General features: G+C 69.6%; 15 protein-coding genes. 7 read left to right on the top strand and 8 right to left on the bottom strand.

The window, feature by feature from the left end:
* Window positions 1–14: 14 nt before the first annotated feature.
* Window positions 15–800: an alpha/beta hydrolase gene (locus G6N64_RS16400; protein WP_163798005.1), complete on the top strand. Its 786-nt coding sequence runs from the start codon at window positions 15–17 to the stop codon at window positions 798–800.
* Complete coding sequence (locus G6N64_RS16395; RefSeq protein ID WP_246230677.1) at window positions 797–1,624, top strand: SDR family oxidoreductase; 828 nt, start codon at window positions 797–799, stop codon at window positions 1,622–1,624. The genes G6N64_RS16400 and G6N64_RS16395 overlap by 4 nt, the downstream gene beginning before the upstream one ends.
* Window positions 1,625–1,637: 13 nt before the next feature.
* Here the strand turns inward: G6N64_RS16395 and G6N64_RS16390 are convergent, their stop codons facing one another.
* From G6N64_RS16390 to G6N64_RS16365, 6 genes are all read right to left on the bottom strand, one after another.
* Entirely contained in the window at window positions 1,638–2,456 is an 819-nt protein-coding gene (locus tag G6N64_RS16390; RefSeq protein WP_343044032.1) for a phthiotriol/phenolphthiotriol dimycocerosates methyltransferase, read from the bottom strand.
* Entirely contained in the window at window positions 2,453–3,853 is a 1,401-nt protein-coding gene (locus G6N64_RS16385; protein ID WP_163798003.1) for a cytochrome P450, read from the bottom strand. The genes G6N64_RS16390 and G6N64_RS16385 overlap by 4 nt, the downstream gene beginning before the upstream one ends.
* Before the next feature lie 3 nt (window positions 3,854–3,856).
* Window positions 3,857–6,022, bottom strand: a complete 2,166-nt coding sequence (locus G6N64_RS30640; protein WP_163798002.1) for a phthiotriol/phenolphthiotriol dimycocerosates methyltransferase — start codon at window positions 6,020–6,022, stop codon at window positions 3,857–3,859.
* A gap of 114 nt (window positions 6,023–6,136) precedes the next feature.
* Window positions 6,137–6,982 (bottom strand): class I SAM-dependent methyltransferase, encoded by an 846-nt coding sequence (locus tag G6N64_RS16375; RefSeq protein WP_163798001.1) that lies wholly within the window; start codon window positions 6,980–6,982, stop codon window positions 6,137–6,139.
* A 243-nt stretch (window positions 6,983–7,225) separates the two neighbouring features.
* Window positions 7,226–7,798, bottom strand: a complete 573-nt coding sequence (locus G6N64_RS16370) for a hypothetical protein (RefSeq protein WP_163798000.1) — start codon at window positions 7,796–7,798, stop codon at window positions 7,226–7,228.
* A gap of 17 nt (window positions 7,799–7,815) precedes the next feature.
* Complete coding sequence (locus tag G6N64_RS16365; RefSeq protein WP_163797999.1) at window positions 7,816–8,253, bottom strand: MarR family winged helix-turn-helix transcriptional regulator; 438 nt, start codon at window positions 8,251–8,253, stop codon at window positions 7,816–7,818.
* Between the two features lie 59 nt (window positions 8,254–8,312).
* Here G6N64_RS16365 and G6N64_RS16360 point away from each other — a divergent pair, with 59 nt between their 5' ends.
* Window positions 8,313–8,639, top strand: coding sequence for an antibiotic biosynthesis monooxygenase family protein (locus G6N64_RS16360; RefSeq protein ID WP_163797998.1), 327 nt, complete (start codon window positions 8,313–8,315; stop codon window positions 8,637–8,639).
* On the opposite strand, the gene G6N64_RS16355 is transcribed toward G6N64_RS16360, so the two are convergent.
* Both G6N64_RS16355 and serA read right to left on the bottom strand, forming a co-directional pair.
* The gene (locus G6N64_RS16355; protein ID WP_163797997.1) at window positions 8,640–9,662 is read right to left on the bottom strand and encodes a 3-isopropylmalate dehydrogenase; all 1,023 of its coding nucleotides are present in this window, start codon (window positions 9,660–9,662) and stop codon (window positions 8,640–8,642) included.
* A complete protein-coding gene (gene serA / locus G6N64_RS16350) occupies window positions 9,659–11,245 on the bottom strand; it encodes a phosphoglycerate dehydrogenase (RefSeq protein WP_163797996.1) in 1,587 nt (528 codons plus the stop codon). The genes G6N64_RS16355 and serA overlap by 4 nt, the downstream gene beginning before the upstream one ends.
* A gap of 57 nt (window positions 11,246–11,302) precedes the next feature.
* On the opposite strand from serA, the gene G6N64_RS16345 reads away from it, so the two are divergent.
* From G6N64_RS16345 to G6N64_RS16330, 4 genes are all read left to right on the top strand, one after another.
* Window positions 11,303–12,763, top strand: coding sequence for a phytoene desaturase family protein (locus G6N64_RS16345; protein ID WP_174266826.1), 1,461 nt, complete (start codon window positions 11,303–11,305; stop codon window positions 12,761–12,763).
* Window positions 12,764–12,889: 126 nt separating this feature from the next.
* The gene (locus G6N64_RS16340) at window positions 12,890–14,026 is read left to right on the top strand and encodes a polyprenyl synthetase family protein (RefSeq protein WP_163797994.1); all 1,137 of its coding nucleotides are present in this window, start codon (window positions 12,890–12,892) and stop codon (window positions 14,024–14,026) included.
* On the top strand, window positions 14,026–15,537 hold the full coding sequence (gene crtI / locus G6N64_RS16335) for a phytoene desaturase family protein (protein ID WP_163797993.1): 1,512 nt from the start codon (window positions 14,026–14,028) through the stop codon (window positions 15,535–15,537). Before G6N64_RS16340 ends, crtI begins: the two co-directional genes overlap by 1 nt.
* Window positions 15,534–16,481, top strand: coding sequence for a phytoene/squalene synthase family protein (locus tag G6N64_RS16330; protein ID WP_163797992.1), 948 nt, complete (start codon window positions 15,534–15,536; stop codon window positions 16,479–16,481). The genes crtI and G6N64_RS16330 overlap by 4 nt, the downstream gene beginning before the upstream one ends.
* Window positions 16,482–16,509 lie beyond the last annotated feature (28 nt).

Raw genomic sequence — 16,509 nt, 5'->3', positions numbered from 1 at the left:
GGCCGGGTCGTCTCGTGCTCGAGGTCATCGACAAGGGAAGCGTCACCGACAGCCATCCGGTCCCGCTGCTGTTCGTGCACGGGGCGTGGCACGCGGCGTGGTGCTGGGACGAGCACTTCCTGGACTTCTTCGCCGACGCCGGATACCGCGCCGTCGCGCCGAGCCTGCGTGGCCACGGTGCCAGTACGTCGCCGAAACCGCTGCGCGCCTGCTCGATCGACGACTTCGTCTCCGACGTCGCCGAGGTCGCCGATGGCATGCCGACTCCCCCCGTCATCATCGGTCACTCACTGGGCGGTCTCGTCGTCCAGAAGTACCTGGAGTCGCACGACGCTCCGGCAGGCGTCCTGCTGGGGTCGATACCGCCCCGGGGCTCCGGTGGCTCGGCCGTGCGTTGGCTGCGCCGCCATCCGTGGCACTTCGCGAAGCTGTCGCTGACCGGTAGATCACTCCCCTACGTCAGCACCCCGAAACTCGCCAGGGAACGGTTCTTCTCACCGGACACGCCGGCCGACGTGGTCGACCGCTACGCATCCCGCCTCCAAGAGGCCAGTACGCGTGCGGGTTTCGAGTGCTTCGCCGCGGCCCGGCCCGATCCCGCGCGGATCGGCACCCCACTGCTGGTGCTGGGCGCAGAACACGACGGCGCCACGTCGCGCGGCGAGGTGCTGGCCACGGCGCGCGCCTACGGCACCCAGGCCGAGTTCCTGCCCGGGCTGGGGCACGACGTGATGCTCGAACCGGGATGGCTCGCCGCCGCCGAACGCATCGACTCCTGGCTGACGGGACGACACCTGTGACGACGCGCATCGCCCTCGTGACCGGTGCGACGAGCGGCATCGGCGAGGCGACCGCCCACCGGCTGCACGCGCGGGGGTACCGGGTGATCGCCACCGGCCGCAATCCCGACGCACTCGAACGACTCGCCGCGCGGGGCCTGGACGCGCGTTCGCTCGACGTCACCGACGAGGACGCGGTCGACCGCCTCGTGGAGTCCATCGACGCCGATCACGGCGGCGTGGAGGTGCTCGTCAACTCGGCCGGGTTCGGCCTGGCCAGTCCGCTGGAGCAGGCTGCACTCGCCGACGTCCGAGACGTCTTCGAGGCCAACGTCTTCGCGGTGCTGCACCTGTGCCAGGCGGTCCTCCCGTCGATGCGGGCGCGTGGCGGAGGCAGGATCGTCAACGTCGGCAGCACCGGCGGGCGCTTCACCTCGCCCGGCGCCGGGGTGTATCACATGACGAAGTACGGCGTCGAGGCGTTGTCGCTCGCGTTGGCGGCCGAGGTCAAGCCGTTCGGGGTGCGGGTGGTCCTGCTCGAACCGACGGGTGTGCGGACCGGGTTCTCCGCCGCGCAACTCGGGGCACGGCCCGCGGACGGATCCGACGATCCGTACCGCGACTTCAAGCGTCGCTACGCGGAGACCACGCACGCACTCGCAGAGAACCGAGCCGTCACGATCAGCGCCGACACGGTCGCGCGGGCGGTGATGAGGGCGATCGACGCCCGGAATCCCAAGGCCCGCTACGTCGTCGGCGCGTCGGGGCACGCCACCGTGCTCGCCCGGCGGCTGTTGAGCGACAGGATGTGGGACGAGGTCACCATGCGCGGCCTACGTCCCTGACATCCTCCGTCGCTCAGTCCTTGGTGAACAGGTAGATCCGGTAGGAGATCTTGCCGGTCTCCAGATCGTGGTAGACACCCGAGCCCGGCACGCCGGCGAACTGCTTGCCGAACGGACGCAGGAAGCTCGGGAGCACCCGTCGGATCAGCTCCAGTGACCGGTCGGCGTTGCGCTCCATGCCGCGCACCACGTCACCGTTGATCTCACGGCACGCCAGCTGCCGCAACGGCGCGTCGGCCAGCGTGGCCTCCCACCCCGGGACCTCGTCACGGCCACGGAAGTCGGTGTACAGGAAGTGTCCACCCGGGCGCAGCACCCGGGCCACCTCGGTCAGGAAGCGGGGCAGCTGACCGTAGGCGTGCGAGGCTTCGATGTTGACGACCGCATCGATCGAGCCGTCCGCCATCGGGAGGTCCTCGGCGTCGCCGTGCACGAAGTCGAGGCCGGGCATCTGGTGGCGGCGTTCACAGAACTCGATGCCCTCGGCGTTGAAGTCGAGGCCCGTGTAGGAGGCGGGACGCTGGGTGCGCATCAGGTACGAGGCGCCTCCCCCGTGGCCGCAGCTGACCTCGAGCACGCGTTCGCCCGCGAGGTCCACCTGGGTGGCGGTGGCGTGGTACATCTGGATCCAGTACCGGTTGTCCTCGTCGTCGGCGTCGAGCGGGATGCCCATCGCCGGGTCTTCCTCGTACCCGTAGTTGAGGAAGACGACGTCGTCGCCGTGCAGCTTGCGCGTCAGGAGCGGATACCAGTATCCGTTCATGAACTTCTTGAACACCGACGAACCGCCGATGCGGTGTGCGATGTTCGGCCGGCTCGCTTGAGTGGTCAACGGTCCTCCAGGGAATTCGGGGTGGGGGTGTCGGTGGATTCGGGGCGCGATGCGGCGCCGACGACGTGCAGCGCGCGACGTCCGAGAGGCGCTCGGCGATGCACCACCGCGCGTCCGCCGCGACCGGGAACGATCGCCACGCCGCGGTTGAGCCGACGCTCGGGTCGAGCGTCGGTGGGTTCGAACGTGAACTCGCGCAGCAGCACCCGCAGCACGACGTCCATCTCCGCGGTCGCCAGTGCAGCGCCCACGCAACGGTGTGAACCACCGCCGAAGGGGATCCACGCGTACGGCTTGGGTGCGTTGCCGACGAACCTATCGGGGTTGAAGGCGCCGGCGTCGACGAAGCTGGCTTCTTGCGCGCTCGCCAGCTGGATGCTGACGATGATGCGGGTGTTCTCGGGAATGACCCACTCCCCGAGCCGGATTCGCTGCTTGGTGATGCGCATCGTCGCGTCCAGTGCCGGCCGCGTGCGCATCACCTCCTGAATCGTGGCCTGCCGCAGTTCCGATCCCCCGGCATCGACTTCCTCGACGAGCCTGTCGAGGTACCGAGGGTGTCGGCGCAGCCGCTCGACGGCCCATGCCAACTCCGAGCCCGTGGTCTCGTGGCCCGCCGAGAGCAGGGTCAGCAGTTCGTCGGCGATGTCCTGGTCGGCGATGGGCGAACCGTCGTCGTGGCGCGCGTCGAGCAGTTTGGCCAGCACGTCGGTGCGGCTGCCCGCGTCCGCGTCGGCTCGCGCGGTAGCGATGAGCGAGTGGATGACCTCGTCGATCTCGCGACGGATCCGAGCCAACTTGGGACCGGGACTCCACCTGCCGAAGTCGCGACGCGCGATCTTCGGGAGGAAGTGCAGCGCAGATCCGATGGTGATGGCCTGCGGCACGAGTCGGCGCAGCGTCTCGAGTTCGGGTCCGTCGGCGCCGAACACGGCGCGCAGGATCGTGTTGAGCGTGATGCGGTTCATCGGTTCGAGGAGGGCGAACTCCTCGCCGTCCTGCCAGGAGGCGATCTCGCGCATCGTCTCCTCTTCGATGATGCGCTCGTAGTTGACCACCCGCTTGCCGTGGAACGGCGGGAGCACCAGCTTTCGGCGCTTCAGCTGTGCCTCGCCGGTCAGGCTGAACGTCGAACCGGGGCCGAACACCTCACCGAGGTCGGTGGGACGCTCCGCCAGATCGGCGCCCGTGCTGAACAGGTCCTTGACGGTGACGGGATCGCTGATCACCACCGTGGGGCCCCAGATCGGCAGGTTGAAGGTGTAGGCGTTGCCGTACCGCCGCCCGGCGGCGGCGATGACCTCGCACTGGGCGCCCACCAGCGCGAGTCCCTGCACCAGCTTCGGCACGGGAACGGTGGGCGGAAGCCGCACCGGTTCCGTCGTGGCCGTGGCCACCGGTCAGTCCTTGACGAAGTGGTAGATCCGGTAGGAGAGGCCGCCGCGCTCCAGTTCCCGGTACATCAGCGAGCCCGGGACCCCGGCGAACAGACGCCCGAACGGCCGGAAGACGAAGGGCAGCTTGCCGTTGACCAGTTTCAGGTAGCGATCGGAGTTGCCGTCGAGTCCGCGCAGCACCTGCGGGTTGATGATCCTCTTGGACTCCACCCGCAGCGGGGACTCGGCCAGCGCCCGCTCCCACTCCGCGAACTCGTCCTTGCCGCGGAAGTCGGTGTACAGGAAGTGACCGCCCGGGCGGAGGACGCGCTCGACCTCCTTGAGGAAGCGCGGGAAGTCCGGGTAACCGTGCGACGCCTCGACGTTCAGGATCGCGTCGTAGCTCGCGTCCTCGAACGGCAGGTCCTGCGCGTCACCGTGGACGAAGTCCAGGTTGGGGAGCTGGTGGCGCGTGCGGCAGAACGCGATGCCGTCGGGGTTGATGTCGAGTGCGGTGTACGCCGCCGGCTTCAAGGTCCGCATGACGTAGGAGGAGCCGCCTCCGTGCCCGCAGCTGACCTCGAGCACCTTCTTGCCGGTGAGGTCCACCTGGGTGGCCGTCTGGTGGTAGAGCTGGACGCTGTAGCGGTGCGGCTCGTCAGTGGGTTCGAGGGGCAGCCCCATCGGGGGGTCCTCTTCGTAGCCGTAGTTGATGAGCAGCACGTCCTCGGCGTCCCACCTGCGGCTCAGGAACGGGTACCAGTACTTGCTCATCGCCTTCTTGAACAGCGACGTCGTGCCCAGCGGCTTGATGCGCGGGGTGTTGGTGGTGGTGGTCATGAGCGGTGAACCTGCCTCGGGTGATTGAAGAGAACGACGGAAGACCTTGGCGCGCCCACCGCGCCCCGGAGCGGTGGCGACACCACGCCAGTGGCGCCGCTCGTCGGGAGCGGTGGTGGGGCTGAAACGGAACTCGCGCAGGAGGATGCGCAGGACGACGTCCATTTCCATGTGGGCGAACGCTGCGCCGATGCACCGGTTGATGCCGCCCCCGAACGGGATCCAGCCCGCAGGTGACGCCGACCCGGTCAGGAACCGGTCCGGGTTGAACGACGTGGCGTCGTCGAAGTTGTCGTCGGAGTCGTGCGCGAGTCGGATGCTGAAGACGACCGTGGTGCCCTCGGGGATGACCCACTCGCCCAGCTGCATCCGCTGTTGGACGCGCCTCATGGAGCCGTCCAGCACCGGCCGGACGCGCTGGACCTCGCGGATGGTCGCCGCGCGCAGTTCCGAACCGCCCTGATCGACCTCCTCGGTCAGTCGATCGAGCAGATCGGGATGGCGACAGAGCCTTTCGATGGCCCAGGCCAACGACGACGCGGTGGTCTCGTGACCGGAGGCGACGAGCGTCAGCAGTTCGTCGGCGATGTACTCGTCGGAGAGCACGTCACCGTCGTCATAGCGTGTCTGCAGCAGCAGCGCGAGTACGTCGCTGCGATTCTCGAGGTTCGGGTCGGCCCGCGCATCCGCGATCAGCTCGGCGACGAGTTCGTCGAAGCGCCGGCGCTGCGCGAGGAAGCGGCCACCGGGACTCCACCGGCCGAGGTTCCGTCGCATCACCTGCGGCGCGACGACCACCTGCGCGGCGAGGACCACGAGCGGCGGCAGCAGTTCGCGCAGTTCCTCGAGGATGGGTCCCTCCGCGCCGAACACGGCTCGCAGGATGGACCCGAGCGTGAGGCGCAGCATCGGCTCGAGGGTGGCGAACTCCTCGCCCTCGGGCCAGGTGGCGATCTCGCGCATCACCTCGGCCTCGAAGATGTCCTCGTAACTCCGCATGCGCTTGCCGTTGAACGGCGGCACCAGGAGTTTGCGGCGGGCCACCAGCTCGTCGCCCGCCAGGCTGAACGTGGACCCCGGGCCGAAGGCCTCGCCCAGCGAACCCGTGCCGGACGCCGGCCGCTGCGCGATGCCGGGGCTCGTCGAGAAGAGTTCCTTGACCAACGCCGGGTTGCTGATCACCACTGCCCGACCGAGAAACGGCATCTCGATGGTGAATGCTTCGCCGTAGCGGCGCGACATGGCAGCAAACATGCCTGAGTTTGCTATGAGGAAGCCAATGCCCTGGATGATCTTCGGAATCGGCGGTGCAGGTGGTAGCCGGACCCCCTCCACAGTCGCCGTCGTCATCCGTTCCTCTCGTTGATTCTTCGAAACAAAGCCGTTGTCAGCGCAGTTTACTCATGGACAACCTACCCTCTACGGGTCGGACGACGCTCGTCGCCCGGTGATCGCTCAGCCAGTTCACAGATCTGCGTCGCCGAACGCGTACATCAGGACGCGCGCCTTGCGGGCGATCGCTGGCATTCGTCGCGACATCCTTGCCGCCATTCGCCACGTCGACGGAAACGCGGCAATCTCGGGTTCGTGCAGGGCACTGGCGTCCTCGATGAGCCGGAGTCGGGGGTTCCAGCCCTCGAGATGGCGGGGGTCGGTGAAGCCGTCGAATGCCCAGGCATCCGCGAGCAGGCGGGCCATGCGCTTCTTGCTGGGCAGCCTGCCCGGCAGACGGCTCAGGCGCGACACCCTGCCGTAGTCGTAGAAGGCGAGGACGCCGGAGTGGAAGTGCTCGGCGATCCCGTCGACCACGGCTCTGAACGACGACTCGGTCAGGAAGGCGAAGAGTCCGTCGGCCACGACGAACGTCGGCCTGCCGGATGGGATGGCCTCGACCCAGCGGCCGTCGGCCAGCGACGCCGCGATGCAGTGCGAGGACGCCCGTTCCTGGAGCACCGCGTTGCGCAGCGCGATGACACGTGGGAGGTCGACGCTGTACCAGTCCACCGTGGACGGCGGACCCACTCGGGACGCGGCGCTGCTCAGGCCGGCGCCCAGGTCGACGATCACGGCGTCGGGATGGCGGGCGACGAAGGCGCCGATGCGGTCGTCGAGCATCTTGGCCCGCAGGGCGACGAATCGTTCCGTGCTGCCCAGCACGCCCAGCCCGGCGAAGTCGTAGTCGACCTGGTCGACGACCCGCCGAGCGACCTCGTCACCAAGGATCGGATGTGGTCGATCGAAGTCCAGTGCACGCGCGTACACCGTGAGAAGCGACGTCTCCTCGACGGGTGTGAGACGTCCGGGTTCCATGTCGTCAGCTAAGCACACGAAACCGAGGAGACCCCGTGCGGCGCCGTGAGGGACCGCCTAAAAGGGGTATCGACATGGCCGGAGAGGGCATCTCGCGAGACTGCATGCCCCCAATCGGGCATCCGCGGCGACGGTCACCACCGAAAACTGGCCCACTTGGTAGTCCCGCTCCGGCCATGTCGACGCCAGCCACGGTAACGGAGATCGGAGTTCTTGTAAACAGTCGTTCACCAGTGTTGGTCGTCACAGTCGTCGCGCGGCGGGCAGCAGCAGTAACGCCGCCACCAGAAAGCACAGCGCACCGACGAACGTTCCCGCCGCGGCCACGGCCGGGTCGACCGCAGCCCCGGCCGCCGTGACGAACGCCGACACCGCACTGACCGCGAAGGCGACACAGCCGGCCAGGTTGATCCACCCCGACTGCCACTCGACGCATCCCGGCGCCCAGCGCCCGACGCCGGCGTTCACCACGACCACGGCGAGGACGCCGCTCAGCAGGAACGCCGCGGACCCCGTCGCGTCCGGTGCCCAGACCAGGCCTCGCTCGGGAAGCACGGCACGGGCCCAGACGGCCGCTCCAGTACTCACGTTGAACAGCACCGTCCCACCGAACTGCGTTGCCGCCGAATACCATTCGACGGTGCCCTCGGGGGACGACCGAACCAGCTGGATCCACGCGGCGCAGGTGAAGAACCACGATCCGACGAAGCACAGCACGTTGGCCAGGGTCGCTGACGTAGGCAGGCCGGGCACCGTCGCGACGGCGAAGAACGTCGAACCCACGGCGAACGACCAGCACTGGTGTTCCAGCGTCACGGCGTCACGAAGGCGGCTCACACGGGCCCTGCCTCGAGATTGTTCGCACACCGGGTCAGCAGATCTTCCAACCGGCGGCGGTCGCCATCGACCAGTCCGTCGACCATCGACTCCTCGATGCGTAGCACCGCGTCGTGACTCGCCGCGAGACGCGACCGCCCGCCATCCGTCAGAGCCAGCGCCGTGGCCCGCCCGGACGTACGTTCGGCGTTGCGCACCAGACCCTCCGCGCGCAGCCCCGCGAGCACGTCCTGCAGCGACTGGCGCGTGACGAAGCACAGTCGCGACAGTTCCGATGCCGACGCGTCGGGATGGTCGGCCAGCGCCCGCAACGCCGTGTACTGCGCCATCGTGAGGCCGGTGGGCCGAAGTGCGGCATCGCAGTGTCGTCGCAGCGACTGTTGAACGCGCTTGATCAGGTACCCCGCACCGGACTCGACGCCATCCTTCGACATGACAGGAACCTTACATCGCGCTACGGTGCGACAGTAAGGAACCTGACAAAGGAGAACAGATGACCACCATCACGCCCCACGCCGAGCACGCCACGCTGATCAACGTCTTCACCGTCCGACCGGACCGCGCCCACGAGCTGGCCGCGCTGCTCGTCGACGCCACCGAGAAGGTCATGCAATTCGTCCCCGGCTTCATCTCGGCCAACATCCACGTCAGCACCGACGGCACCCGGGTGGTCAACTACGCGCAGTGGCGGAGCGTGGAGGCGTTCGTCGCGATGCAGTCCGACCCGACCGCGCAGATACACATGCGCGCCGCCGCGGAGGTGGCGGAGGGCTTCGACCCGCACGTCTACACCGTCGAGTCGGTGCACGAGCGGGTCTGATCAGCTCCCGAGCAGGCCGACGATCCGGTCGCCCACCGCCGAGGTCGACAGCTTCTGGTCACCGCGGGTCGCGAGGTGCTCGCCGACGGCGCGATCGACGCGGGCCGCCGCAGCGTCCTCCCCGAGGTGCTCGAGCAGCAGCGCCACCGACATGATGGCCGCGGTCGGGTCCGCGATGCCCTGGCCCGCGATGTCGGGCGCACTGCCGTGGACGGGCTCGAACATCGACGGGTTGGTCCGCGTGGCGTCGATGTTGCCGCTGGCCGCGAGTCCGATGCCGCCGGACACCGCCGCAGCGAGGTCGGTGACGATGTCGCCGAACAAGTTGTCGGTGACGATCACGTCGAACCGTCCGGGGTCGGTCACCAGGTGGATCATCGCGGCGTCGACGTGCTGGTAGGCCACCTCGACCTCCGGGTACTCGCGCCCCACCTCCTCGACGATGCGCGACCACAGCCTGCCGGCGAAGCTCAGCACGTTGGTCTTGTGGACGAGGGTGAGGTGCTTGCGACGTTTGTCCGCCCGAGCGAACGCGTCACGGACGACCCGTTCCACGCCGAAGGCCGTGTTGAGGCTGACCTCGGTGGCCACCTCGTGCGGCGTGTTCACGCGGATCGCGCCACCGGTTCCGGTGTAGGGCCCCTCGGTCCCCTCGCGCACCACGACGAAGTCGATCGACGGGTTTCCCGACAGCGGGCTCTCGACCCCGGGCAGAAGACGGGACGGACGCAGGTTCACGTGGTGGTCGAGGGCGAAGCGCAGCGTGAGCAGCAGACCACGCTCCAGGACACCGCTGGGCACGGACGGGTCGCCGATCGCACCCAGCAGGATGGCGTCGTGGCCCTTGAGTTCCTCGACCATGCCGTCGGGCAGCGTCTCCCCCGTCGCGTGATAGCGACGGGCGCCCAGGTCGTACTCGGTGCGTTCGACGCCGGGCAGGACGACGTCGAGAACCTTGAGCGCCTCGGCGATGACCTCGGGACCGATGCCGTCGCCGGCGATCACGGCCAGCTTCGTCGTCACGACAGATCCACCAGTTCCAGGGTGGACGCGTCGACGTCGCTGCGGATCGCCTCCTGGACCTCGGCGGGGACCTCGCGGTCCAGCCTCAGCATGATCGTCGCTCCGTCGCCGTCGGCGTCCTGGCTGAGCTGCGCGGCGAGGATGTTCACGCCGGCGCTGCCGAGCAGGGTGCCGATCTTGCCGAGCGCACCGGGCTTGTCGTCGTAGTTGACGATCAGGTTGTCGCCTTCGGCCCGCAGGTCGAGGTTGCGTCCGTTGACCTGGACGATCTTCTCGACGAGCTGCGGTCCCGACAGGGTGCCCGCGACGTTGACGGTCGTCCCGTCGGCGGCGACCGCACGCACGTCGACGACGCTGCGGTGGTTGGGGCTCTCGGGCTCGGTGTCGATCGTGGCCTCGACGCCGCGCTCGGCGGCCAGTGCGGGCGCGTTCACGAAGGTGACCTGATCCTCGATCACGGCGGAGAACAGGCCGCGCAGCGCGGAGAGGCGCAGCACCTCGACCTGCTCGGAGGCCAGTTCGCCCCGGACCTGGATGCACAGGTTGGTGGGCAGTTCGGCGGACAGGGCGCCCACCAGCAGTCCGAGCTTGCGGACCAGGTCGAGCCACGGCGCGACCTCCTCACCGACCACGCCGCCGCCGACGTTCACCGCGTCGGGCACGAACTCGCCCGCGAGCGCCAGACGCACGCTGGCCGCGACGTCGGTGCCGGCCCGGTCCTGCGCCTCGGCCGTCGACGCGCCGAGGTGCGGGGTCACCACGACCTGCGGCAGCTCGAACAGCGGGCTGTCGGTGCAGGGTTCGGTGGAGAAGACGTCGAGACCGGCTCCGCGCACGTGTCCGCTGGTGATCGCGTCGGCCAGGGCCTGCTCGTCGATGAGGCCACCGCGCGCGGCGTTGACGATGATCACGCCCGGCTTGGTCTTGGCGAGCGCGTCGGTGCCGATCAGCCCCGCCGTCTCCTTGGTCTTGGGCAGGTGCACCGAGATGAAGTCGGCCCGGCCCAGCAGCTCGTCGAGGGTGAGCAGTTCGATGCCGAGTTGGGCGGCGCGCGCCTGCGACACGTACGGGTCGTAGGCGGTGATGTGGGCGCCGAACGCGGCGAGCCGCTGGGCCACGAGCTGGCCGATGCGGCCCAGGCCCACGACGCCGACCGTCTTGCCGAAGATCTCGGTCCCCGAGAAGGACGAGCGCTTCCAGGTGTGGGCGCGCAACGTGGCGTCCGCGGCCGGGATCTGGCGCGCCGCCGACAGCAGCAGCGCCAGCGCGTGTTCGGCGGCACTGTGGATGTTGGACGTGGGTGCGTTGACGACCAGGACGCCGCGCGCGGTCGCCGCGTCGACGTCCACGTTGTCCAGACCGACACCGGCGCGGGCGACGATCTTCAGCTTCGGCGCGGCCGCGAGGACCTCGGCGTCCACGGTGGTCGCCGAGCGCACCAGCAGCGCGTCGGCCTCGGGGACGGCAGCGAGCAGCTTGGGCCGGTCCGGGCCGTCCACCCAGCGGACTTCTACCTGGTCGCCGAGTGCGGCGACGGTGGACTCGGCCAGTTTGTCGGCGATCAACACCACGGGGAGACTCACGCGGTCAGCCTAGTGGGCTGTAATGGAGGTCCCAAGCCGCCCTACGGAGGAGTGCACGTGGACGTCGACGTCACCGTCGTGGGCAGCGGACCGAACGGGCTCAGCGCCGCGGTCGTCCTCGCCCGCGCCGGATTGTCGGTACGGGTCGTGGAGGCGCAGCCCACCGCGGGCGGTGGAGCCCGCACACTGCCCGATCCCGAGTTCACCGGCGTCAGCCACGACATCTGCTCGGCGGTGCATCCGCTGGCGCTGGCCTCGCCGTTCTTCGCCGAATTCGACCTGCGGGCCCGGGGTGTGCGCCTCGAGGTGCCGGAGATCTCCTACGGCAATCCCCTACCCGGGCGGCCGGCGGCCATCGGTTACCGCGACATCGAGCGGACGTGCGCCGAGTTGGACGACGGCGCCTCCTGGCGGCGGCTGCTCGGCCCGCTGGCGGCGGACTGCGACGGCGTGGTGGGTCTGCTGCTCGGGGACAAGCGGTCGATCCCCCCGTCCATCCCCGCGGCGCTGCGGGTCGCTCCCCGGCTGCTGGCCCAGGGCACGCCGCTGTGGCGCACCCTGATCGGCGAGGATGCGCGAGCGCTATTCAGTGGCGTTGCGGCACATACGATCTCGCAGATGCCGTCGCTGGTGTCATCGGGTGCGGGCCTGATGCTGTCGACCCTCGCGCACGCAGTCGGCTGGCCGATCCCCGTCGGTGGCTCGCAGGCCATCCCGGATGCGTTGATCGCCGATCTCCGCGCCCACGGTGGGGAACTCGTCATCGGCGAGGAGGTGACGCGTCCACCGGGTGGCGTGGTCCTCTACGACACGGCTCCCACCGCCCTGCTCGGCATCTACGGCGACGCGCTTCCCCCGAGATACTCGAAGGCGTTGCAGCGCTACCGGTTCGGGCCGGGCGTGGCGAAGGTCGACTTCGTGCTGTCCGGCGAGATCCCGTGGACCGACCCCAGACTGGCGTCGGCGCCCACGCTGCACCTCGGCGGGACGCGCGCGCAGATGTCGCACGCGGAGGCCGAGATCGCGCACGGCAGGCACGCCGAGTGGCCGATGGTGCTCGCCGCCCTGCCACATCTGGCGGATCCCGCCCGGATCGACGACGCCGGTCGCCGCCCGCTGTGGACCTACGCTCACGTGCCCGCGGGCTCCACCCTCGATGCCGCCGAGGCGGTCACCGGGATCTTCGAACGCTTCGCGCCCGGATTCCGAGATCTGGTGGTCGGCGTCCGCAGCATCCCCGCCGCCCGGCTCGCCGACCACGACGCCAACCTCGTCGGAGGCGACATCGGAGTCGGCGGCAACAACATGGTCAGCGCGCTGACCGGCCCGACGCCGCGGATCGACCCGTGGAGCACGCCGATCCGCGGTGCCTACCTCTGCTCGTCGGCGACGCCACCGGGCGGTGGCGTGCACGGCATGGCCGGCTACTACGCCGCCCGCACGGTGTTGCGACGCGAGTTCGGGGTCAGGAGGATGCCCTCGCTCGCGCCGGGGACCGACGGGGACGGGCGGAACTGACGTCGCCGCAGAGAGCAGCGTCGCCGGAGGGTGTCACCGTGCGGTTCGTCACACCCATCCTCGGCGCTTGTCGTACCGAATGATGGGTATGTTCCGCGACGTGCCCATTCGTGCAACGGCAGACCGATGAGCGTGGCGAGCCGGACCGCGCTAGCGCGCACCCTGACCACCGCACCCGTCGCGACGCTCGGCCTCGTCACGGAGAGCGACTTCGAGACCTGGCGTCTCGCATTCCGCGACGCCGTCCTCGACAACGTGGGTGAATTCTTCGCGACCCGCTGCGCTCCCGGCCTCGTCGACACCACCGTCGACGTCACGCGCGACGTGCTCGCCGGGTTCCTGGACAGCGGCAAGTGCGTGCGCTCGACCTTCATGTACATCGGGTGGCTGTGCCGCGCCGACGACGACGAGGCCGCACTGTCCGCGGCCGGCAGCCTCGAGCTGCTGCACGTGTTCGCCCTCCTGCAGGACGACGTGATGGACGCGTCGCCGCTGCGCCGAGGCCGACCGTCGGCGCACGTCCAATTCGCCGACTGGCACCGCGGCCGCGGACTGTCGGGCTCACCGGAACGCTTCGGCGACTCGGCGGCGGTGCTCCTGGGCGACCTCTGCCTGGTCTGGGCGGAGCAGATGCTGCGCGAGAGCGGCGTGGGCGACGACGCCCTGCGGCGGGCCTGGCCCCGCTACGACCACATGCGTGCCGAACTGGCCATCGGGCAGTTCGCCGATCTGGTCAACGATGCCGCGGAACTGCCTACGCTCGAACACGTGCTCGAAGTCGCGCGCCGGAAGTCCGGCAACTACACCGTGCGCCGGCCACTCGAGGTCGGCGGGGCGATGGCCGACTGCAGTCCGCGGGTGATGACCCGCCTCGGCGCATATGGCGACGCCCTCGGCGAGGCCTTCCAGATGCGCGACGACCTACTCGGTGTCTTCGGCAGCCCCGACGTCACCGGAAAGCCGGCGGGTTCGGACCTGTCGGAGCGGAAGGCGACCAGCGTGGTCGTCGCCGCACACCAGCTCGCCGACACCACCACCCGCGCCGAGATGTCGGCGCTGATGGATGCCGACGAACTCCACGATGGTGACGTCGAACGCTGGCGCACCCTGATCGCCGCCACCGGCGCGGCGGAATGGATCGAGCAGTTGATCGACGAGAGAATCACCCGCGCACTGGACCGGATCGACACCGACCAGATCCCCGACGCCGCCCGGACCGCCCTGCTCAACATGGTGGCCGTCTGCACGGATCGGGCCGCCTGATGCGTACCGTCACCGGCGCCACCGACCACGTCGTCGTGGTGGGCGCAGGCCTGTCGGGACTGTCCGCCGCGATGCAGCTCGCGGGCCGCGGCCGGCGGGTCACCGTGCTCGAACGCGGATCACATCCCGGGGGCCGCGTGGGCCGCGCCGACGTGAACGGCTACAAGATCGACACCGGACCGACCGTCATCACCATGCCCGACATCATCGACGACGCGTTCGCCGCCGTCGGGGAGACGATGGCGCAGCGGCTCGAACTCGACCAGGTCGACCCCGGCTACCACGCGCGCTTCGCCGACGGCAGCCACCTCGTCGTCCGCAGTGACGCCGACGCGATGGCCACGGAGATCGAGAGGTTCGCCGACCGGCGTCAGGCCGACGGCTACCTCGAGATGCGCAAGTGGCTCACCAAGCTGTACGAGGTAGAGTTCGACGGCTTCATCGGGTCCAACTTCGACTCCCCCCTGTCCCTGCTGACACCGCAGCTCGCGCGACTCACCGCGATGGGCGGCTTCCGGCGCTGGGAGACCATGGTCGGCAAGTTCGTCTCCGACGAACGCCTCAAGCGCGTCTTCACGTTCCAGGCGCTCTACGCGGGCGTGCCGCCGCAGCGCGCGCTGGCCGTGTACGCCGTCATCGCCTACATGGACACCGTGGCGGGCGTGTACTTCCCGCGTGGCGGCGTACGCGCGCTGCCCGACGCGATGGCCGCGGCCGCATCGGATGCCGGAGTCGAATTCCGTTACGACACGACGATCGACTCGCTCGACGTGTCCGGTGGCCGCGTCCGCGCGGCGGTCACCGACGGCGGCGAGCGGGTGACCGGCGACGCGTTCGTGCTGACGACGGAGCTGCCCCAGACCTACCGGATGCTGGGCCACACCCCGCGCCGCGTCGTGAAGTTGCGACCGGCACCGTCGGCGGTGATCGCGCACGTGGGCTGCAAGGCGGTCGACGACCAGACGGCCGGACACCACAACATCCTGTTCGGCGACGCGTGGGACCAGACCTTCCGCGACATCATCGACGAGGGTCGTGTGATGGGTGACCCCTCGCTGCTGGTCACCCGGCCGACCGCGAGCGATCCCACCCTGGCGCCCGAGGGTCGCGACCTGCTCTACGTGCTGGCGCCGGCACCGAACACCTCCCTGGGCAAGATCGACTGGGCGGCAACGGGTTCGGAGTACGTCGAGGGCATGCTCGACACGATGCGCGATCGCCTCCCCGGTGTCGGCGAGGACGCCGAGATCCTGCACGTCGTGGATCCCTCGGACTGGGCCCGCCAGGGCATGATCGACGGAACGCCCTTCGCGCTCGCGCACAACTTCGGCCAGACCGGGCCGTTCCGTCCCGCCAACACCGTGCGCGGCGTCGACAACGTGGTGCTCGCGGGGTCGTCCACCGTTCCCGGCGTCGGCGTGCCCACCGCGATCATGTCGGGACGCCTTGCGGCGGACCGCATCACCGGGCAACCGGTCCGGCGCGCCGCCATCGAGGCGGTCCGGGGATGATCTCGTCGGAACTGGACGCCGCGGGGGTGCGGGATCCGGAGTTGCGCGAGGCCTACCGGCAGTGCCGGCAGATCAACGCCCTCTACGGGCGGACGTTCTTCCTGGCGACCCGTCTGCTGGCGCCGGAGCAGCGCCCCGCGGTGCACGCGCTGTACGGCTTCGCACGGCAGGCCGACGACATCCTCGACGACGTCGAGTCCCCGCTCACCCTCGCCGAGCGGGGCGACCACCTGCAGTCGCTCGCCACCAAGCTGTTCAACCACCTCGGTCAGGGCGACGGACAGAGCGACGATCCGGTGCTCACGGCCGTCGTGCACACCGCACGGCGCTACGACATCCCCTGGGAGTACTTCGACGACTTCCTCGGCTCGATGCGCATGGACCTCACGGTGTTCGACTACCCGGACCGTGCCCAGCTGGACCGCTACATGTACGGCTCGGCCGAGGTGATCGGTCTGCAGCTGCTGCCGGTGCTGGGCACCGTCGTGCCCCGCGAGGAGGCCGGGAAGTACGCCGCCGCACTGGGGACGGCGTTCCAGCTCACCAACTTCCTGCGCGACGTCGACGAGGACCTCGGCCGGGGCCGCGTGTACCTGCCCGCCGACGAACTCGCCGCGCACGGCGTGGACCGCGAGCTGCTGAGCTGGTGCCGTGAGAATCGCCGAACCGACGTCCGGGTGCGCAACGCATTGGCCGAGCAGCACGCCGCCACCCGGCGCATCTACGCGTTCGCCGGTCGCGGCATCGACACGCTCGCCCCGCGGTCCCGGCCGTGCGTCGCGGCCGCGCTCGACCTCTACTCGAAGATCCTGGACCGCATCGAGGAGATCGAGTTCGAGGTCTTCACGCAGCGGGCCACCGTGTCGAACCCGCGGCGCCTCGGCGTGGCCGCCACGGGCCTTACGAAGGCGTGGTGGGCGCGGGCACGAGGCGGGCGGGCCTGAGGTGTTCCGCGGGACCGGATACTGGACG

This window comes from Mycolicibacterium sediminis, from assembly GCF_010731735.1.
Lineage (GTDB): Bacteria > Actinomycetota > Actinomycetes > Mycobacteriales > Mycobacteriaceae > Mycobacterium > Mycobacterium sediminis.
The sequence above is the reverse complement of the archived record's forward strand: the minus strand, read 5'-3'. Positions and strand labels throughout refer to the sequence as shown.

Excerpts from the sequence above, each read along its gene's own strand:
- G6N64_RS30640 (WP_163798002.1), bottom strand. The coding sequence starts at position 6,022 with ATGACGACGGCGACTGTGGAGGGGGTCCGGCTACCACCTGCACCGCCG.
- G6N64_RS16375 (WP_163798001.1), bottom strand. The coding sequence starts at position 6,982 with ATGGAACCCGGACGTCTCACACCCGTCGAGGAGACGTCGCTTCTCACG.
- G6N64_RS16365 (WP_163797999.1), bottom strand. The coding sequence starts at position 8,253 with ATGTCGAAGGATGGCGTCGAGTCCGGTGCGGGGTACCTGATCAAGCGC.
- G6N64_RS16360 (WP_163797998.1), top strand. The coding sequence starts at position 8,313 with ATGACCACCATCACGCCCCACGCCGAGCACGCCACGCTGATCAACGTC.
- G6N64_RS16340 (WP_163797994.1), top strand. The coding sequence starts at position 12,890 with ATGAGCGTGGCGAGCCGGACCGCGCTAGCGCGCACCCTGACCACCGCA.
- crtI (WP_163797993.1), top strand. The coding sequence starts at position 14,026 with ATGCGTACCGTCACCGGCGCCACCGACCACGTCGTCGTGGTGGGCGCA.
- G6N64_RS16330 (WP_163797992.1), top strand. The coding sequence starts at position 15,534 with ATGATCTCGTCGGAACTGGACGCCGCGGGGGTGCGGGATCCGGAGTTG.